Source organism: Amphritea sp. 1_MG-2023 (assembly GCF_030547545.1).
GTDB lineage: Bacteria > Pseudomonadota > Gammaproteobacteria > Pseudomonadales > Balneatricaceae > Amphritea.
Genome location: NZ_JAUOQE010000004.1, coordinates 89,024 through 106,034, shown reverse-complemented (window position 1 = coordinate 106,034; position 17,011 = coordinate 89,024). Strand labels below are relative to the sequence as shown.

The window sequence follows — 17,011 nt, the reverse complement described above, 5'->3', positions numbered from 1 at the left end:
TCAAGGTGAAAGATACAAAAATGGAGCCATTGGGCTCCATTTTTCTATTCGGTAAGCTTATTTAGCGGTATCCGCTTTCTTGGCGCTAGGCGCTGCTTTTTTCTCAACAGGTTTCTCAACCGGTTTTTCAGCAGCTACTTTGGGCGCAGCGGCCGGTGCGGCGGCTTTTTTAGGCGCGGCTTTTTTAGCCGGTGCGGCGGCTTTTTTAGGCGCAGCTTTTTTCGCCGGGGCAGGTTTTGCTTCCGCAGCAGGTTTAGCTGGCGCTTCTGTTACCGATGCCGGTGCGGCGGGCATCATGAACTTACTGAATTCTTCAAAGTAGTTCATGTCTTTGAGGTTCAGTTCTTCGAAGCTTTTTTCAATAATGGCAGTTAACTCATCTTTAGCTGAGTTAAGAGCGGCCATCTCTTCTTCTGCAACGTTGCTCAGTTTAGTCTCAAGTTGCTTAACATAATCAACTTGTAGTTCGATCGCTTCTTTAGGCTCTTTGATAGATGACAGTGCCTGCATTTGCGCCATGGTGGCATTAACAAAGTCAGAGACATAGCCTGATTGCAGTTCAATCAGTTTTTCAACGGCTTTCTTGTTGATTTCAGCCATATCAACAACGGGTTTCATATTTTCCTGAACGTCTTTCATCATATCTTCGTACATGTTTTTTCACCTGTGATCGCAAGAGTTTCAAACTTTGTGCGTTGCAGCAATTTTCAATACTATATTAGGCGATAATAATAAAGTCAATTAAATTGATGCGGTGCAACAAAGCGATATTTTATAAAAGAACACAACTGTTTAGCAGAAGTTCCTGATAGTACAATCCTAAAATTCAATCATGAAGTGAATATGACATTAGGTGAAATTTCATACTATATAGGTCTTTCAGGTAATAACTGTAGCTCAGTTAGCGGTGGATGTAACAGGAATGTGGCATTTCTTTGATGTGAGGAGGTCAAAAGATGTTGATTTAGTTACAATGATCTCAATATCTAGATATAAGATAACCGACATTGGATAACGCTATGACCCGCCAAACGGCCTTTCAGCTTAAGCGCACAGAAACAATTGAATCACTGGGCATCGATGTACAGGAGTTCGTCCATCTCAAGACAGGTGCGTTGCATTATCATATTGCTGCGGATCATCAGGAAAATGTATTTTTAGTTGCGTTTCGTACCGTCCCCGAAGATAACTGTGGTGTTGCTCATATTCTCGAGCACACGGCGCTGTGTGGCAGTGCCCGTTATCCGGTGCGCGATCCCTTTTTTATGATGAGTCGACGTTCTCTGAATACCTTTATGAACGCTTTTACCAGTAGTGATTGGACCGCCTATCCCTTTGCTAGTCAGAATCGTAAAGATTATTTTAATCTGCTTGATGTTTATCTTGATGCTGCGTTTTTCTCTCGCTTAGATCCGTTGGATTTCGCTCAAGAAGGTCATCGGATTGAGTTTAGTGAGCCGACAAATGCAGACAGTCCTCTGGTGTATAAAGGGGTTGTTTATAATGAAATGAAAGGCGCGATGAGTTCGCCGGTATCGATGCTGTGGCAGACGTTGACTCGCTATTTGTTTCCTACCACCACGTATCATTACAACTCCGGCGGTGATCCTGAAGCGATTCCCGATCTGACTTATGCGCAATTACTACATTTTTACAAGACTCATTATCATCCATCCAATGCGGTCTTTATGACCTTTGGTGATATTCCTGTTGAACAATTGCAGCAGCGAATCGAAGCACAAGCGTTGTCCAAGTTTGACAAGCTGAGCGATGAAATTTCGGTGGACAACGAAAAGCGCTACTTCTCGCCAGTTAAAGTTGAAGAAGCCTATGCCTTAGATGACGAAGATTGCAGTGCTAAGACACATCATGTGTTGGCTTGGTTGTTAGGCCCCAGTATTGATTTAGAGCAGCAGCTCAAGGCGCATTTGTTATCTCGAGTGTTGTTGGATAATAGTTCATCACCTTTGCGTTATGCGCTTGAGTCAACCGATCTAGGGATGTCACCCTCACCGCTGTGCGGTTTAGAGGATTCCAATCGAGAGATGGCCTTGATGTGTGGCATCGAGGGCAGCGAGCCTGACAAAGCGGCCGAGTTCGAACAGCTGGTGTTGGACACACTCGCCAATGTCGCTGAAAACGGGGTGCCGCAAGCGCATCTTGAAGCGGCACTACATCAGCTTGAGTTAAGTCAGCGAGAGATCAGTGGCGACGGCTACCCTTATGGTATGAGCTTAATTTTGGCGTCGCTATCATCGGCTATTCACCGAGGCGATCCGATCGCCTTGCTTAACCTTGATCCGGTGTTGGAAAAGCTGCGTGAGGCGATCAAGGATACTGACTTTATTCCCGCGATGGTGCGTGAATTATTGGATAACCCGCATCGCGTCAGATTAACCCTACGCCCAGATGCCAAATTGGCAAGCCGACGGGATGCTGCGGAACAAGCACAGCTAGAAGCGCGACGGCAGCAGTTGAGTGAAACCGACAAGCAGGCGGTAATCGATCAGGCTAAAGCGCTAGAGCAACGTCAAAATCAAATCGATGATGAAACGCTATTACCGAAAGTGACTATCGAGGATGTGCCTGCGCAAATGCATATTCCTCAGGGGAGTGAAGCCGTTTTCAATGGCTTCCACTATCATTTTTATCCGCAGGGAACCAATGGCTTAGTGTATCAGCAGGTGATTATGGATCTACCGGCATTGAGTGAGGCGGAACAGCAACTCTTACCGCTCTATAGTCATTGTTTGACTGAGCTAGGTTGTGACGGCATGAGCTATCAGGAGACTCAGGCGCTTCAATCTCAGGTTTGCGGTGGTATTCATGCTTATGCGTCGGTGCGTGCGAATATTAATGATGAGCAGCAAGTGAGCGGCTTTATGACGTTATCGGGTAAAGCGTTACTCAATAAACAGTCGGCCTTAACTGAACTCATGTACAAGACACTGCATACCGTGCGGTTTGATGAATTGAGTCGCATCCGTGAGTTAGTGTCGCAGACGCGCACCCGTAAAGAGCAAAGTGTCACCGGTCAGGGACATAGTCTGGCGATGATGGCGGCGGTGAGTCAATTATCTCCAGGGGGGCAGTTGGCTCACAAGCAGCGTGGATTGCAAAGCATTCGTGCCATTAAAGCGCTGGATGAAGCCCTACGTGATGAGCAAAAGTTGCAGCAGTTGGCGGCTGAATTGACGCAATTACATCAGAAGATGCTTAACGCCCCACAGCGCTTTCTTATCGTAACGGAAGCAGAGCATCAACAACAATTGGCTGAAACCATGGCGAGCCGTTGGCCTGAAACCGAGCGTTGCAGCGACTTTGAAGCCTTCTCATTGCCGCCTACTCGTGCGGCAGTCAAGCAGGCTTGGACGACCAGCACTCAGGTTAACTTTTGTGCCAAGGCTTTCCCGACCGTGCCGGTGGAGCATCCGGATGCGGCACCGCTTACCGTGTTGGGTGATTTTTTACGTAATGGTTTCCTGCATCGGGCCGTGCGTGAGCAGGGTGGAGCTTATGGCGGCGGTGCCGGTCAGGATTCTGCCGATGCGGTATTCCGTTTCTTCTCTTATCGCGATCCTCGTTTAACGGAGACATTGGCCGACTTCGATGCCTCGATTGCGTGGTTGCAGCGTAGTGAACTTGAGCCACAAAAACTGGAAGAAGCGATTCTTGGCATTGTCAGTAGTATTGATAAGCCTGGATCACCAGCGGGCGAAGCGAAACAGGCTTATCATAGCGCGCTGTTTGGACGTACGCCTGAACAGCGAGAGGCTTTCCGGAAACGGATTCTGGCTGTCACGCTCGATGATCTCAAGCGTGTAGCGGCATGCTATCTGAAGCCTGAACTCGCCAGTGTTGCTGTGGTCACCAGTCCGACGGCGGCCGCTGCGTTGACGGATCAGTTCGAAATTATTGCTATTTAATTTATTGGCAGGAACCGATCAAGCCCCTCTGTCAGTGACAGACGGGCTTTTTTTCTTTATGAAAAGTAATCAACTTTTGCTGGGCGCGGCGCTGATCTTACTCTCTGAGATGTTCCTCGTGTTATCCGGTATGGTCATTAAACAGCTTTCTGACGAACTGCCGACTGAAATGATCGTGTTTTTTCGTAATCTACTCGGTCTAGCGCTGTTCATGCCTTGGTTGATGCGTAAGGGGCTTGCCGTGTTGCAAACACAAACCTTACGTTTTCACTTTATGCGCGCAGCGGTGGGTGTCACGGCCATGACCTGTTTGTTTTATTCCTGGGGTCACCTGCCTTTGGCTCAGGCGGCGTTATTAAAACAGACAGCTCCCTTCTTTATGCCGCTCATTGCGTTTTGGTGGCTTGGCGAGCGAATTACACAGCGCGTTAAGTTGGCTATCTTGATGGGCTTTGTCGGTGTTGCACTGATTTTAAATCCACAGCAGGGGGCATTGAATATTGGCATTTTGATCGCCCTGCTGGGAGCCTGTTTAGGGGCCTTGGCGAAGGTGACAGTGCGGCGACTGCGGGTCAGTGAATCGCCACAGTTGATCGTGTTTTACTTTGCTTTTTTTAGTGCCTTATTATCGGCGATACCCGCCTGGCTAACGGGAGCGGGTCCAACGGGGTTGCAGTTTAGCTGGCTGATCGTACTGGCGGCTACCTCAACCGTTGCACAGTTACTGCTGAGTAAAGCGTATGGCTTAGCGTCAGCGGGTCAATTGGCTCCCTTTACCTATGGTTCGGTTGTGATGGCGGTTTTATTGGGTTGGCTGATATGGAATGAAGTACTCGGATTGCACACACTGCTGGGGATTTTCTGTGTCAGTGTCGCAGGCATCGTGGCGATGTTAGCCAAGCATGAGCCGGTCAAGCGTGTGATTGATCCGCTGTAAGCGCTGCTGCCACGGGCGCTGAGTCGTTGAATGTTAGGTTGATTTCTGCTTCAGTGTCGTGCGCTTGCTAAGTGTCTCTGCTGTTGTTTGGTGTTTTGGCTTGACGGGTTGCAGCTGTTGAATCTGAGAGTCGCTGCGATAAGGTACCTGACTGCTGGGGACTCTTTTCGAGGCTTGCAGTAGATGCGCCGGCTGATCATCAAAAAAGATATGTGGGCGCAGTGCACTTAAGACGGGCTCTTTACTCATTCCGCCGAGAAAAAAGGCTTGATCGACATTCACATCCCATTGACGCAGGGTTTTAATAACACGCAGGTGCGCGGGACCGTTACGGGCGGTCACAATCGATAATCTCAACGGAGAGCGATCGACCCCCAGCTTACGGTTGAGACGCGATAATACTCGTACGAGCTTCGCAAACGGGCCGTCGGGCAAGGCGACATCTTCATTATCCGATTCATTTTGTTGGAATCGTTCTAGCCCTTCTGTTTTGTAAATGTATTCAGATTCATCCGAGAACAGCACGGCATCGGCATCGAAGGCGATTCGAATTTTATCACGGTCGGGCTGATAGCTTGCCGGTGGATCATAAATAAGCGCGGCGGCACAATCTTGAGTGTCAATTGCCACTTGAGCATCATCCGAGTGACGAGTGAGCAGTAAATCAACACGGTAGGCGTGTAAAAAAGGGCTGAGAGGTTCGCCGCCAGTAAACGCCGAACGGGTAATATCCAGTTGATAATGCTGAATGGATTTGAGTATGCGTAAGCCGGTGTCAGGGCTGTTTTTTGACATCACAACCACTTCCACAAGGCGTTCATCGGATAGCTTGTTAAGGCTCAACAGGGCCTCGACAAGATGAAAAGCGGTGCCTTTTCCGAGTAATTTGTGCTCTTGTTCATATTGATAACGACGATAGGCCGCCACGTCTTGCTGCTGATAGATACTGTTTTCGTGTTCCAGGTCAAACAGCGCGCGACTGGAAACACCAATCACCAACACCTCTTTGAGATCAAATGTCATCTTGGATGCATCCTCTTGCAGCTAAGGGTTAATAGCGGTCTCACGTTAGCGTAGTTAAACACAGAGTGCGTTAATAATCATCTCGGGCTATTGTTCAAAAAAACGTCAGTATTCGGTATTATGCGGCCTTGTTATTCTTAGGGTGGCCGACATTGACAGTTTTCTGGAGTCGTTTTCGTAAAGGGTTGTGGCGCATAGTGTTACTGCTATTGCTGCTTCCGGTATTGCTGGTGCTATTATTGCGCTTTGTCGATCCGAGTGTATGGATGTGGCAACTGCAGCGAGACCTTAATCCGCCCGATGGCTATCCGGCGCAGAGTCAGCATCACTGGGTAGCGCTACAGCAGATTTCGCCGGCGATGCAGTTGGCGGTGATCGCCTCGGAAGATCAGACCTTTCCCTCCCATTGGGGGTTGGATATTAAATCGATTCTGGATGCGTTCAGCGATAATCAAAACGGCGAGCGAGTAAGAGGGGCAAGTACCTTGACGCAGCAAACGGTGAAAAACCTATTTCTTTGGCCCGCTAAGAGTTATCTGCGAAAAGCGATTGAAGCCGGACTCGCGGTGTTATTGGAAGTGTTATGGAACAAGCCTCGAATTCTCGAAGTCTATCTGAATATTGTTGAGTTTGGGCCCGGGATCTATGGGGTTGAAGCGGCCAGTCAGGTCTATTTTAAAAAGTCGGCTCAGCAGCTGACGCAACGAGAGGCGGCTAGATTAGCCGCCGTACTGCCTAATCCCTATCGTTTAAGTGCGGCTTACCCGAGCGACTACGTGTGGCAGAGAGTTCAGTGGATTCAACGTCAGATGGGATTGCTAGGCGCTAATCATTGGCGCCCATGATCGGCGTCGCTGTTGGCTAGCGTTCTAGGGTGTAGAAAATATCGCCGCCGTTATGCTCGCTGGCCGTCTGTGTCTCAACGCTCCAGGCTTGATTCAGTCGATAGCGCATAAAGAAAGTATGCGTGGGTTCTAATAACCCTACGCCGTACTTAACATAGAGGCGCGGTGATAGGTATTTGCCGATATAGAGCGAGGTCTCGCTAGCGCTATCGCCCGTCACACCAAGATCATCAATATTAAAGGTTTCCGATAGCTGTTCCGCGATGCTATTACTGCCTTTCAGGGTTAGCGCTGAGGCGGCCTTAAATAATAGCTCTTGTTCGGTGAATGAACTGCCGCTGGCGCCCGGCGCACGCCCAAATATTAGATAAGAGAGTTGACTGCTCTCTGGCATGCTGGGATCAGAATATAACGCTAGCTGCGGGTCACTGAGGGTGCCGGAGACTTTGGCTCCCGCGGTGACCTTATCGATGGTTCGAGCCACGCGTAAATCGAGTCCGGGGTTATCGATCGGGCCACCACTGTAGATTAAGCTACCCCGATCGATATCGAGATCCTGACCATAGAGTCGATATTGACCGCTTGCTACCTGCATGATACCGGTGGCGCGGGTGACCTGACGGCCGTTGTCTTCGATGAGCACGCTACCCAGCAGGCGACCCTTAAAGCCGAGCGCATCTAAATAAACTTTATCACCCAGCGTAATACGTAGTTGCGCATCTAAGAGACGGTTGTCGCTGGCAAGCGGCTGTGTTTCGATGTGCGGATCAATAATGACGACATCGTCTGAGAGTGCCGCACTGGCGTCTAGTTTAGGTGGTTTAATCGTGGCTTCGGGAATGTTCAACTCGCCGCGCACAGTGATTTTTGTCGGAGCGATAGCGAGTGTCATCGCAGGTGAAATCCAGGCTTGAATCTCTTCGGTAGCGATCGCTTTAAAGTGCTCTCCTTGGAATGAGATTTGGCCGCTATCGCGGAGCGGGTTGTATTGACCGTTCACCTGAATAGCGCCACCGGATTGAAACTGTCCCTTGAGCTGAAGGTTATGATTGCCGGGTTTTCCCTTAACGCTAAGGTTAATGTCTTCCAGTTTGATGCCCAATGCGGGTAGATCTGTGCTGGCCTGACTAAGCGTTAGGTGACCCTCAACGATCGGTTGAGTAACACGTCCAGTGATTGATACAGCTGAGTGGATCTGTCCGCTAATGGCCTGTAACTGTGGCGTAAACAGGGATACGAATTTAAGATCATTGAGAGCCAAATCAATCTCGCTATTGAGTTGCTGACTAGCGTTAAGATCGGTCATGTTGATGTGTGCCGTTAGTTGACCGGCCGGTTGCTGTAATGGCAGCGATAGGGTGCTCTTGAGTTGATTGTTTTGTGCCTCGATATCCAAGGTGATCGTGCCGGCAACGATCTGTAAATCCTCCTCTGCGAGGCTTAATTCGGTACCATTTAAGCGCGCATAGCCGGTTACTATCGGCGCTTTATGCGGGGCTTGAGAGAAGCGTATATCCGCTTCAAGGTTACCTTTTAATACCGCTTGAGTTGGCATCCAAGGTTGTAACAAAGTCAATGATAGTTGCTGCGTGGTTAAAGCGCCGGCTATGCCATTCAGTGTTGAGCCGTTGCCTTTAAGGCAGAGGGCGCTGGTTACTTGACGGCGCGATTGCAGACAGAGTTGATCTAAGGCGAATGAGTGCTGTGATAGTTGCAGCCCAGTTGGCTGTTGTATCTGCCATTCGTCGAGATCTGCTTGCCGTAAATCGAGACGGCTGATATCGCCGCGCCACTGAGCCGCTTGCCAGCCGCCGTTCAGGTTGAGCGCGATATCGATAGGTCCTTGCTCCGCTTTGAGGCTGAGCTGATGCTGTGTTACCTTGCCTTGACCATTGAGGCTGAGTTGTTGCCATGATTGATCCGCAAGGATTAAGTGTGTCGCTGACAGTTGTAGAGAGGAACGATTAGCTCTATTAAGGTCAATATCGATATCGGCGGATAGCGTAGCGCTTTGATGTTGATTGAATTGCAGCGTTTGTCCTTCAAGCTTGGCTATGACGTGGGGTTGGGCTCGCGTGCCCGTTAAGCTGCCTGTTGCCGTTAAACTGCCCTTTAGTTCTGGATGTAAGTGATGCAAATCGGGAGAGAGGATTGCCCACCTCAGTGCGTATGCTTCATCGAGGTAACCCTGCGTTTCTAGTTCTGTTGTTGCAATATTTAGGCGCAGCTGTGGAATGGCAATACGCGTGCCATTGAGATTAATGTTGCCCTGCCCGAAGATCGGTTGTTGCCGTAATGTCCCCGTCAGAGATGTCAGTTGCAGCTGCAGTTGGAGTGGTTGATCAACGGCTTTTCGACCTTCAACGGAGGCTGCGATATCGAGTCTGCCTGGCCAGGCTGACCAATGCTGAGCGGGATTTAATTGTTGTGCATCGAGATTGAATTGCCAGCTTAGATAGGGTTGCCAAGCAAGCTGACCGGTCAGCTTCACGGCGCCATCCAAGGTATCGCCAGTTAAGACCACCTCGGTTAAGGCTTGCTCGCTACCGGTGGCAGAGAGTTGCCAATGGCCAGCAGGAAGACGGGGGCCTGATAGAGCACTGTTGAGCATGACTCGATAGTGTTGTACATCACCCTTAATCTCCAGTTGCCCCGCGGGGCTCAGATATTCAGCTTCACTCGTCAAGGGGTAACGCAGGTTGTTCCATTGGCCATTAATATGAAAGCTTAAGGGGCTCGTGGAAAGATTAATATCTCCGTGTACTTTTATGGCTAAAGGTTTTTGCGTTGACTCTTTATCGGCTTTAGGCGGCGCGAGTTGAGTGATATTCAGCTGTTCAATGTTGAGTTGGCTGCCGCTTAAACGGAGTTTCATGGTCAATGCGGTATCACCGATATCGGGCAGGCTGGTTTGCCAGCGACTCTGCATTTGCGCGGTATCGATATTACCCTCAAGGTGTGCCGAGCCACTTAGCTGACGGTCTGACAACGCGGTAGAGAAGGGCGCTAAGTCGGTGCTGAAATCATCGAGCTTGATCTGTCCTTGTGGAGTCTCAAACAGGTTATGTACGGCCGCCGATAATGAGGTGCTAATTAAACCAGAGAGTGTCTGTTGGATGGTTAGCTCATGACGGTCGCCTTGTAAGGTGCCCTGAATGACACCTTGACCGCTGAGTGAGGGTTTCTCGGGTAACTTAATGGTCCATTGAGTGTTGAGCTGAAGAGGGAACTGTCCGCTAGGGGTCAGTTGACCATCGATGGCGATATGGGCTGGCGCTGCCGTAATAGCGAGTTGTTCGAGTATTAGTGTTTGAGCTTCGCTATGCAGCCGCAGTTGAATATTGTCAATAACCGTCGCGCTGCTAGCTTGACCGCCTTGAGTGACTTGCTTGAGGCGCAGTTGCTGCACCTGTAGCTGCTCGATCTGCAAAGACAGCGGTAAGCTGATATCGGGGAGTATTACCGCCTCAGCGGGCGAGTCAGATTTAGCCTGATGGGTTAGGGTGATAACCGGCTGATCGATACTGAGTTGGATAATCTGTAAGTGACCCGATAACAGCGCGGTTGGCTGCCAATCCCATTGTACTCGATTAACAGATAGCGTCATGTTGGGTTCTGTATAGTCGACACCGGTTAGCTCAAGGCGATCAAACAACGAGCCGTTAATCTGTTTAACCTCTAGTTGGCCCGCGAGATGGTGCTGACTCATAGTCAGTAACTGTCGGAGGCCGCTGGTGGTGCCGAGCAAGTAGGCACTCATGGCGAGGAGTAAAACACAACTAACGGCCAATAAGCTGAAAAAGTATTTGACCCAGCGTAGGTACGATCGAGGGGCTGCTGCCGTGTGATGAGTCTCAGCGGTCACAGATCGGCTCCTAGATTGAAATGCAGATGCACACTATTGTCAGCGTCGTTATTTTGCGGCACCGCAAGATCGAAACGTACTGGGCCGACGGGAGAGAACCAGCGTAAGCCGATGCCGATACCGGTATACAGGCTGATGCGGGTATCATCGAAGGCGTTACCACTATCAATAAACGCAGCCACGCCCCAATTGTCGATTAAGCGATAATCGACTTCAACACTGCCGACCAACAGGTTGCGTCCTCCGATCACGTCATCGCTATCATCACGCGGCCCGAGGCTTTTATAGTCATAGCCGCGTACGCTGTTATCACCGCCGGTAAAGAAACGCAGGCTGGCGGGTAGGGCGTCGAAATTATTCACCCAAGTGGTGCCGACTTCTGCGTGACCGAGTATGCGGAGTTTATTGCTTAAACTGTAGATACCTTTAGCCGTCAGACGGGTTTGAATAAAGTCTTCGGTGGATAGCAGCGCTTGACTGCTACCGCGAAGTTGCGCTGCCAGACGATAACCCTGTTTAACCCGAAGGCGGTTTTTGGTCGACAGTGTGCTGTAGTTAACTTGAGGGATCAAAAAGTGAGAGGTATCCGTCTCGCCACTAAAGGTCGATGCTTCCTGTTGATAGTTAAGTGCGAGTACTTGTTGCCAACTGCCCCGTTGTTGTTGCTTCGAGAGGCCGATGGTGTAATTGCGGGTATCGATGCTATCGGAATATTCATCCAGTAAACTCAGTTGAATCGCATAACGATCTTCACGAGGATTGACGCCCGGAATGGAATATTCTGCCGAGAGGTTGGTGATTATTTCGGAGGTTAGCAGTTGCGTATTGAACTGATGTCCTTGATTGTTGAGCCAGCGTTTGCTCATGCCGAGTTTCATTCTCGCGCCGGTATCCGTGCCATAACCTAACCCCGTTTGATATTTGGTTTTCTTGTTGGCATCTAGATCGATGAATATGGGCACTTCGGTGTTACTCATCTCATTCCAGAGCGGGCGCACTTCGACCCGTTGAAAGTAATCACTATCGATCAGGGCGCTTTGCAGATCGATCAATTGACGGTTGTGTACCGGATCTCCCGAGGAGAACAACGCATAAGACTGCAGAAAGGTATTATCCAGTGGGTTGGGGGCAAAACTAATCTTGCCGACCTTAAAGCGAGGGCCACTATTGAAATGCAGTGTCACGCTTGATGAGTAGTCTGACAGATTGACTTCAACCCGATGTTGTGTGAGCTCGGCGTCATAATAGCCGCGTTCAACGGCTAATGAACTTAACTGTTTTTTGAACTGCTCATATTGGCTGTGAATGAACGGTTGGCCTATCCGTAGTGTTGGTTTTAACAACAGCTGTGTGAAGGCAGGATCGTCTTGAGCTTCGCCGGAGAGTTGAATATCGACATGCGTGATACGCATCAGCGGACCGGGGACAATGCGGTAGTGTGCTTGCCAGTCCTGCCCCTGTTTGATCAGTTTTGTATTGATTGTTGGTTGATAAAAACCGAGGGGCTGTAGCGCTGTTTTGATCTCACTTTCGGCGAGATTATGCAGGTATCGTAATCGACTTGGATTGCTTATCTGCTGTTTTTCCAGTGCTTGAATACTCAGAAAATGACGGATATTGAGCGTTTGTTCAGCGTTGACCCCCTCAAGGCTGATGGCAAGCGTGCCTGCTAGCAACGGCAATGAGGTGCTGCTGAGCATTAATACGAGTATCAGGCGTGTCAGAGTCATTATCCGGTGTCTATTGTTATATTGCTGAGGAGGCCTCAAGGGAAGGTGCGAATAAGTCAATTACGCCTCTGTAAGCCCCGAAGGGCGGATATTAGAATGGTCATCTACTTTGTCAGCCAGCTTGAAAAGGTCCAGACATTTCGCTGCACTGGCTTTCGCGTATCTGGCCATTCTAATGTCCGCAGAGAATATAACGGACTTATTCGCACCTTCCCAAGGCAATTATAGCGGTTGATCGCCGTTTTAATACTATAATCAATTAATGTTGCGTCAGCCGTTATGAATGAGACCGCTAACGAGTTTCGCCCGCTGGTGGGGCTCAAATCGGCAGGGCTCCCACGCGGAACGTCAAGCGAGCTTAGTGATGGTTAATCCCGTGTCGTTTGATCTCAGTGCCGTTTGATAACAGCGCGTGCGCGGGTGGAGTGATGGGTACCGGATGGTCGGGTGAATCGGCGTTGTTTTGATGCATTGAATCGATAAAAGACGGTTTTTTTCATAACTTTGTTTCTCAGCTATCCGTGCCGTCAATAATGATGTATATAGTCTCCCTAACGTATCTAATACGCAGATGAGCCTGCTCTATTGCGGTATTAATGGTCATTAACCTGTAAACGCGGGGGCGGTGAATTAGCTGTACTTTGCAGTTTGTCATAGGTTACTTAAATTCGCAGTTGGATGGCGGAGGGATTGTTTTGAGCAATGAATATAAAAAAGTAATTGGTTGGCGCGAATGGGTATCACTACCGGAGCTGGGCATTCAACAGATTAAAGTGAAAGTCGATTCAGGCGCGCGTACCTCTGCTTTACATGCATTTCGTGTCGAACCTTTTCAGCGCGAGGGAAAGGATTGGGTCAGCTTCGATGTTCATCCTCATCAGTATGACACTGACGAGGTGGTAACCTGTGAAATGCCGGTTAAGGATATTCGCACCGTGACCGATTCCGGTGGTCATCAGAGTCAGCGTTACGTGATTGAAACTAATGTCGTGATTGGCGAGCAGCAGTATCCGATTGAATTGACATTGACCAGCCGAGATACCATGCGTTTTCGAATGCTGCTTGGTCGAACTGCCATGAATGGCCGCTTTTTAGTCGACCCAGAAGGCGCTTACTTAATATCCCCAGGCACACAACAGCCTGAGTTATAAGGACTCTTATGAAAATTGCAATTTTGTCCCGAAATGTATCACTGTATTCCACTCGTCGTTTGATCGAAGCGGCTGAAGCGGCGGGTCATGAAGTTAAAGTGTTAGATGTATTGCGCTGTTATATGAATATCAACTCTGAAGAGCCCAGTATTCACTTTAAAGGCGAAGACTTAGGTAGCTTTGATGCGGTGATTCCGCGTATCGGCGCCTCCGTGACTTTCTATGGCACGGCGGTACTGCGTCAGCTGGAGATGATGGGAGTCTACCCCCTGAACGAATCAGTGGCGATTAGTCGTTCAAGGGATAAGTTGCGCTCCATGCAGTTACTTTCCCGTAAGAAAGTCGGTATGCCGATCACGGGCTTTGCCAGTAAACCGGGTGATATCCCTGATCTGTTGGATATGGTCGGTGGTGCACCGGTGGTGCTGAAACTACTGGAAGGGACTCAGGGGATTGGTGTGGTGTTGGCAGAAACCCGTAAGGCTGCTGAGAGCGTGCTAGAAGCCTTTATGGGAATGAAGACCAACATTATGGTGCAGGAATTTATTAAAGAGGCGGGTGGGGCCGATATTCGCTGCTTAGTGATTGGCGATAAGGTGGTTGCGGCCATGAAACGACAGGGTAAAGAGGGTGAGTTCCGTTCTAATTTACACCGCGGTGGCTCGGCATCATTGGTGCGTATTACGCCTAAAGAACGTGCAACCGCGGTGTTAGCCGCGAAAACGATGGGCCTGAATGTTGCTGGAGTGGATCTGTTGCGTTCAGAGCGGGGCCCCTTGGTGATGGAAGTTAACTCCAGTCCCGGCCTTGAAGGCGTTGAACGGGCGACGGGTAAAGATGTCGCGTCCAGTATTATTAGTTTTATTGAAAAAAATATGGAAGCCAAAAAGGCTTCAACACGTACTCGTGGCAAAGGTTAAGCAAGCATGTCTAAATTGAATCAGCCTATCGAGATTGCCGGCTGTGTTGTGCAGCCTGGGGAACGTAAAACTATCCATGTAGATCTGGCCCGTTTGTACACCAATACTCACTTGGATTTAGATATTGAGGTGATTCACGGTCGACGGGCGGGCCCAACGTTAATGGTTTGTGCAGCGATTCATGGAGATGAGCTAAACGGCGTTGAAATCTGTCGTCAGCTATTGAAACATAAGTCGCTGCAACGGATAGCGGGTACACTGATTATCGTACCGGTAGTGAATATTTTTGGTTTCATTCAGCAGAGTCGTTATCTGCCCGATAGACGCGATCTTAATCGTTGCTTCCCCGGCAGTGAAAAGGGTTCGTTGGCCAGCCGTATTGCCTATATCTTCCGTACACAAGTCCTTGGGCATTGTACTCATGTTGTCGATCTGCACACGGGGGCTATTCATCGTAGCAATATGCCACAGATTAGAGCCAATCTTGATAATCCGATTGCGCGAGAGATGGCCAGTGCCTTTGGTGCACCGGTGATAATCGATTCTAAACTTCGGGATGGCTCCTTACGGCAGTGTGCCGATGAGGCGGGTATTTCGCTGATTTTGTATGAAGCGGGTGAAGCCTTGCGTTTCGATGATAGTGCGATTCGCGGCGGTATTCGAGGGGTCATGAATGTGGCGCGTTACCTCAACATGTTGCCGGCACTGAAACGCCCGAAAAAAGAGTTAACTTCGGTTGTGGCAAACTCCTCGTCATGGCTGCGAACTAATTCAGATGGGGTTTTTAGATCGGTTGTATCGGTGGGGCAACGCGTCAGTAAGGGTCAATCGATGGGTATTGTCGCGTCACCATTTGGCACTCAAGAGGAGGAAGTGATAGCGCCGAACTCGGGTATTATCATCGGCCAGAATAATATTCCGGTGGTGAATGAGGGTGATGCTTTGTATCACCTGGCACGCTTTGAGGCGAGTAGCTTAGCGGCCGAAAAGCAGGTGGAGCGGATTACCGAACAAATCGAGGCTCACCCCATGCCGGAAGATCTCGATAACGAGCTGGGTTAGTATGGTGAGTTGAGGTCGCCTGGCTGGGCGTCTCGGCAACGGCTCGATGACTGTTGCCGTTATGGCTTGTCGGCGGTAAGCGCTATTTATTAAGCCTGCCCGAGGCTGTGTCAACCGGCGGGCAGGGTAAGCTCTTTTCATCTTAGAGCGCTACCTGCGATTCCAGATAGCGATTGACCGCGGTAGTCGGGTCGGTCTCATCGGTAATCAGTGCTGTAATGCCGCTGCGGGCTAGCCGTCGCGGCAGGCCTTCGCCCATGCCGCCGGTGAGTAGGACATCGATCATCTCTACGAGCGGCCCAGCGGTTTCGCTGTTATGAAAAGACTGTTCTTTGGGGAGTTCGAGTAACTGTTGTTCGGTGATCTGTTGATCAACGATAGTGTAGATCCAAAATTTACGGCAGGTGCCGGCGTGTTTTGTCACGGTTTTCCGATTTTGGCTGGTTACGGCAATTTTCATAAGCCTATCTCCTAGTGATATTGCATGGCTGTTTAAGTCGCGACGGTATCGTTATCTGGTTATGGATGTTCACCGGCCTGATGAGCATCTGTGGTTTTTACCCGCGCTTCTCTGTATTAAACGCCTGTTAGTTAAATGCCCGTTTGTTAAACGCTGCTGTTGTCGGCTGCTCTGATTCGGAACTTTGATTCGGAACTTTGATTCAGAACTTTGATTCAGAACTTTGATTCAAAGCTTTAATCGAGCGCTTTGAGTTTAAAACGTTCGATTCAGGGCTGCTTATTTGGCCTGTTTCATTGCAGCTAAGTCTTAGGCTGACTTATATATTAGCAATCGCTAAATTAATAATCCATCATATTCTTGTTTTCGTCGAGACGACAGTAAGCAAGTGGCTGTTAAGGCCGAAGGCGGGCGCTGTAAAGCTGAGCTTCACAGGGGGCGTGTTGTTATGATTATCACTATAGGCACGACGTGCTGTGTTCAACCTTACGGCGGGGGCCGCAAGGCATGGCGTTTGATGCTAACGGACGTTACTGAGGCAGGTGAAGGCTGTTTACTGAAATAGCGCGATATTGAGCGGTTTACTATCGCCTAGCCACATGGTGTAGTGCGTATGATCGTTGAGATCATTGCCTGTCACGGGGTGAATAAACACAGTGAGCCCATGTCGATTGAGCATAAGCCAAGGGATGACATCGGCAAATTGTTCAGCGCTAAAGGATAGCTGACAACTCCACTCAGAGTGCGGGCCTACGCATTTTTGATGGATTCGACCCATCGATATATTCAGTGTATAACGCGCCTGCTCGCACAGTTCTTCCGCTTGTTTGAGGCTATTCGCGTCGAAGTAAACATGCGCGTGGTAGGCTAAAATTTCTGAGGTGATGTGTGTCATAATCTGTCCTGTTGGTTATGGGTATAACGATCATAGAGTAAAGGGATTCAGCGATGCAATTGTTATGACACGATGACGGGGTCGCAGTAAATCTAACGCGCAGCTGACGCTGTTTTGAGTCAGCCCGTGAGTCGATTTAAAATACGGTGTAATCAACGCTAGATCAATAACAACCTGCCGACAGTGAAAATATCATA

General features: G+C 49.4%; 12 protein-coding genes. 6 read left to right on the top strand and 6 right to left on the bottom strand.

The window, feature by feature from the left end; genetic code table 11:
- Window positions 1-57: 57 nt before the first annotated feature.
- On the bottom strand, window positions 58-654 hold the full coding sequence (locus Q4488_RS04055; RefSeq protein WP_303579183.1) for a phasin family protein: 597 nt from the start codon (window positions 652-654) through the stop codon (window positions 58-60).
- Window positions 655-1,019: 365 nt separating this feature from the next.
- Here Q4488_RS04055 and Q4488_RS04050 point away from each other — a divergent pair, with 365 nt between their 5' ends.
- Together Q4488_RS04050 and Q4488_RS04045 are read left to right on the top strand one after the other, a co-directional pair.
- The gene (locus Q4488_RS04050; RefSeq protein WP_303579182.1) at window positions 1,020-3,926 is read left to right on the top strand and encodes an insulinase family protein; all 2,907 of its coding nucleotides are present in this window, start codon (window positions 1,020-1,022) and stop codon (window positions 3,924-3,926) included.
- Between the two features lie 58 nt (window positions 3,927-3,984).
- Complete coding sequence (locus tag Q4488_RS04045; protein WP_303579181.1) at window positions 3,985-4,863, top strand: DMT family transporter; 879 nt, start codon at window positions 3,985-3,987, stop codon at window positions 4,861-4,863.
- Window positions 4,864-4,896: 33 nt separating this feature from the next.
- Here the strand turns inward: Q4488_RS04045 and Q4488_RS04040 are convergent, their stop codons facing one another.
- Window positions 4,897-5,886: a 5'-nucleotidase gene (locus Q4488_RS04040; protein ID WP_303579180.1), complete on the bottom strand. Its 990-nt coding sequence runs from the start codon at window positions 5,884-5,886 to the stop codon at window positions 4,897-4,899.
- 152 nt (window positions 5,887-6,038) lie between these two features.
- Here Q4488_RS04040 and mtgA point away from each other — a divergent pair, with 152 nt between their 5' ends.
- Window positions 6,039-6,731 (top strand): monofunctional biosynthetic peptidoglycan transglycosylase, encoded by a 693-nt coding sequence (gene mtgA / locus Q4488_RS04035; protein ID WP_303579179.1) that lies wholly within the window; start codon window positions 6,039-6,041, stop codon window positions 6,729-6,731.
- Window positions 6,732-6,747: 16 nt separating this feature from the next.
- On the opposite strand, the gene Q4488_RS04030 is transcribed toward mtgA, so the two are convergent.
- Both Q4488_RS04030 and Q4488_RS04025 read right to left on the bottom strand, forming a co-directional pair.
- Window positions 6,748-10,596, bottom strand: a complete 3,849-nt coding sequence (locus Q4488_RS04030) for a translocation/assembly module TamB domain-containing protein (RefSeq protein ID WP_303579178.1) — start codon at window positions 10,594-10,596, stop codon at window positions 6,748-6,750.
- Window positions 10,593-12,326: an autotransporter assembly complex family protein gene (locus Q4488_RS04025; RefSeq protein WP_303579177.1), complete on the bottom strand. Its 1,734-nt coding sequence runs from the start codon at window positions 12,324-12,326 to the stop codon at window positions 10,593-10,595. The genes Q4488_RS04030 and Q4488_RS04025 overlap by 4 nt, the downstream gene beginning before the upstream one ends.
- Window positions 12,327-13,021: 695 nt before the next feature.
- Here Q4488_RS04025 and Q4488_RS04020 point away from each other — a divergent pair.
- Genes Q4488_RS04020 through Q4488_RS04010 form a run of 3 tightly spaced genes read left to right on the top strand, consistent with a single transcriptional unit; the run spans window position 13,022 to window position 15,459 of the window.
- On the top strand, window positions 13,022-13,477 hold the full coding sequence (locus Q4488_RS04020; RefSeq protein ID WP_303579176.1) for an ATP-dependent zinc protease: 456 nt from the start codon (window positions 13,022-13,024) through the stop codon (window positions 13,475-13,477).
- An 8-nt stretch (window positions 13,478-13,485) separates the two neighbouring features.
- Window positions 13,486-14,397, top strand: coding sequence for a 30S ribosomal protein S6--L-glutamate ligase (gene rimK / locus Q4488_RS04015; protein WP_303579175.1), 912 nt, complete (start codon window positions 13,486-13,488; stop codon window positions 14,395-14,397).
- Window positions 14,398-14,403: 6 nt separating this feature from the next.
- Window positions 14,404-15,459, top strand: a complete 1,056-nt coding sequence (locus Q4488_RS04010; protein ID WP_303579174.1) for a succinylglutamate desuccinylase/aspartoacylase family protein — start codon at window positions 14,404-14,406, stop codon at window positions 15,457-15,459.
- 142 nt (window positions 15,460-15,601) lie between these two features.
- Here the strand turns inward: Q4488_RS04010 and Q4488_RS04005 are convergent, their stop codons facing one another.
- Together Q4488_RS04005 and Q4488_RS04000 are read right to left on the bottom strand one after the other, a co-directional pair.
- A complete protein-coding gene (locus tag Q4488_RS04005) occupies window positions 15,602-15,919 on the bottom strand; it encodes a NifB/NifX family molybdenum-iron cluster-binding protein (RefSeq protein WP_303579173.1) in 318 nt (105 codons plus the stop codon).
- A gap of 553 nt (window positions 15,920-16,472) precedes the next feature.
- The gene (locus tag Q4488_RS04000; protein ID WP_303579172.1) at window positions 16,473-16,814 is read right to left on the bottom strand and encodes a DOPA 4,5-dioxygenase family protein; all 342 of its coding nucleotides are present in this window, start codon (window positions 16,812-16,814) and stop codon (window positions 16,473-16,475) included.
- Between the last annotated feature and the right edge of the window lie 197 nt (window positions 16,815-17,011).

Coding starts and splice junctions, on each gene's coding strand:
- Q4488_RS04055 (WP_303579183.1), bottom strand. CDS start 654: ATGTACGAAGATATGATGAAAGACGTTCAGGAAAATATGAAACCCGTT.
- Q4488_RS04050 (WP_303579182.1), top strand. CDS start 1,020: ATGACCCGCCAAACGGCCTTTCAGCTTAAGCGCACAGAAACAATTGAA.
- Q4488_RS04045 (WP_303579181.1), top strand. CDS start 3,985: ATGAAAAGTAATCAACTTTTGCTGGGCGCGGCGCTGATCTTACTCTCT.
- Q4488_RS04040 (WP_303579180.1), bottom strand. CDS start 5,886: ATGACATTTGATCTCAAAGAGGTGTTGGTGATTGGTGTTTCCAGTCGC.
- Q4488_RS04025 (WP_303579177.1), bottom strand. CDS start 12,326: ATGACTCTGACACGCCTGATACTCGTATTAATGCTCAGCAGCACCTCA.
- rimK (WP_303579175.1), top strand. CDS start 13,486: ATGAAAATTGCAATTTTGTCCCGAAATGTATCACTGTATTCCACTCGT.
- Q4488_RS04010 (WP_303579174.1), top strand. CDS start 14,404: ATGTCTAAATTGAATCAGCCTATCGAGATTGCCGGCTGTGTTGTGCAG.
- Q4488_RS04005 (WP_303579173.1), bottom strand. CDS start 15,919: ATGAAAATTGCCGTAACCAGCCAAAATCGGAAAACCGTGACAAAACAC.
- Q4488_RS04000 (WP_303579172.1), bottom strand. CDS start 16,814: ATGACACACATCACCTCAGAAATTTTAGCCTACCACGCGCATGTTTAC.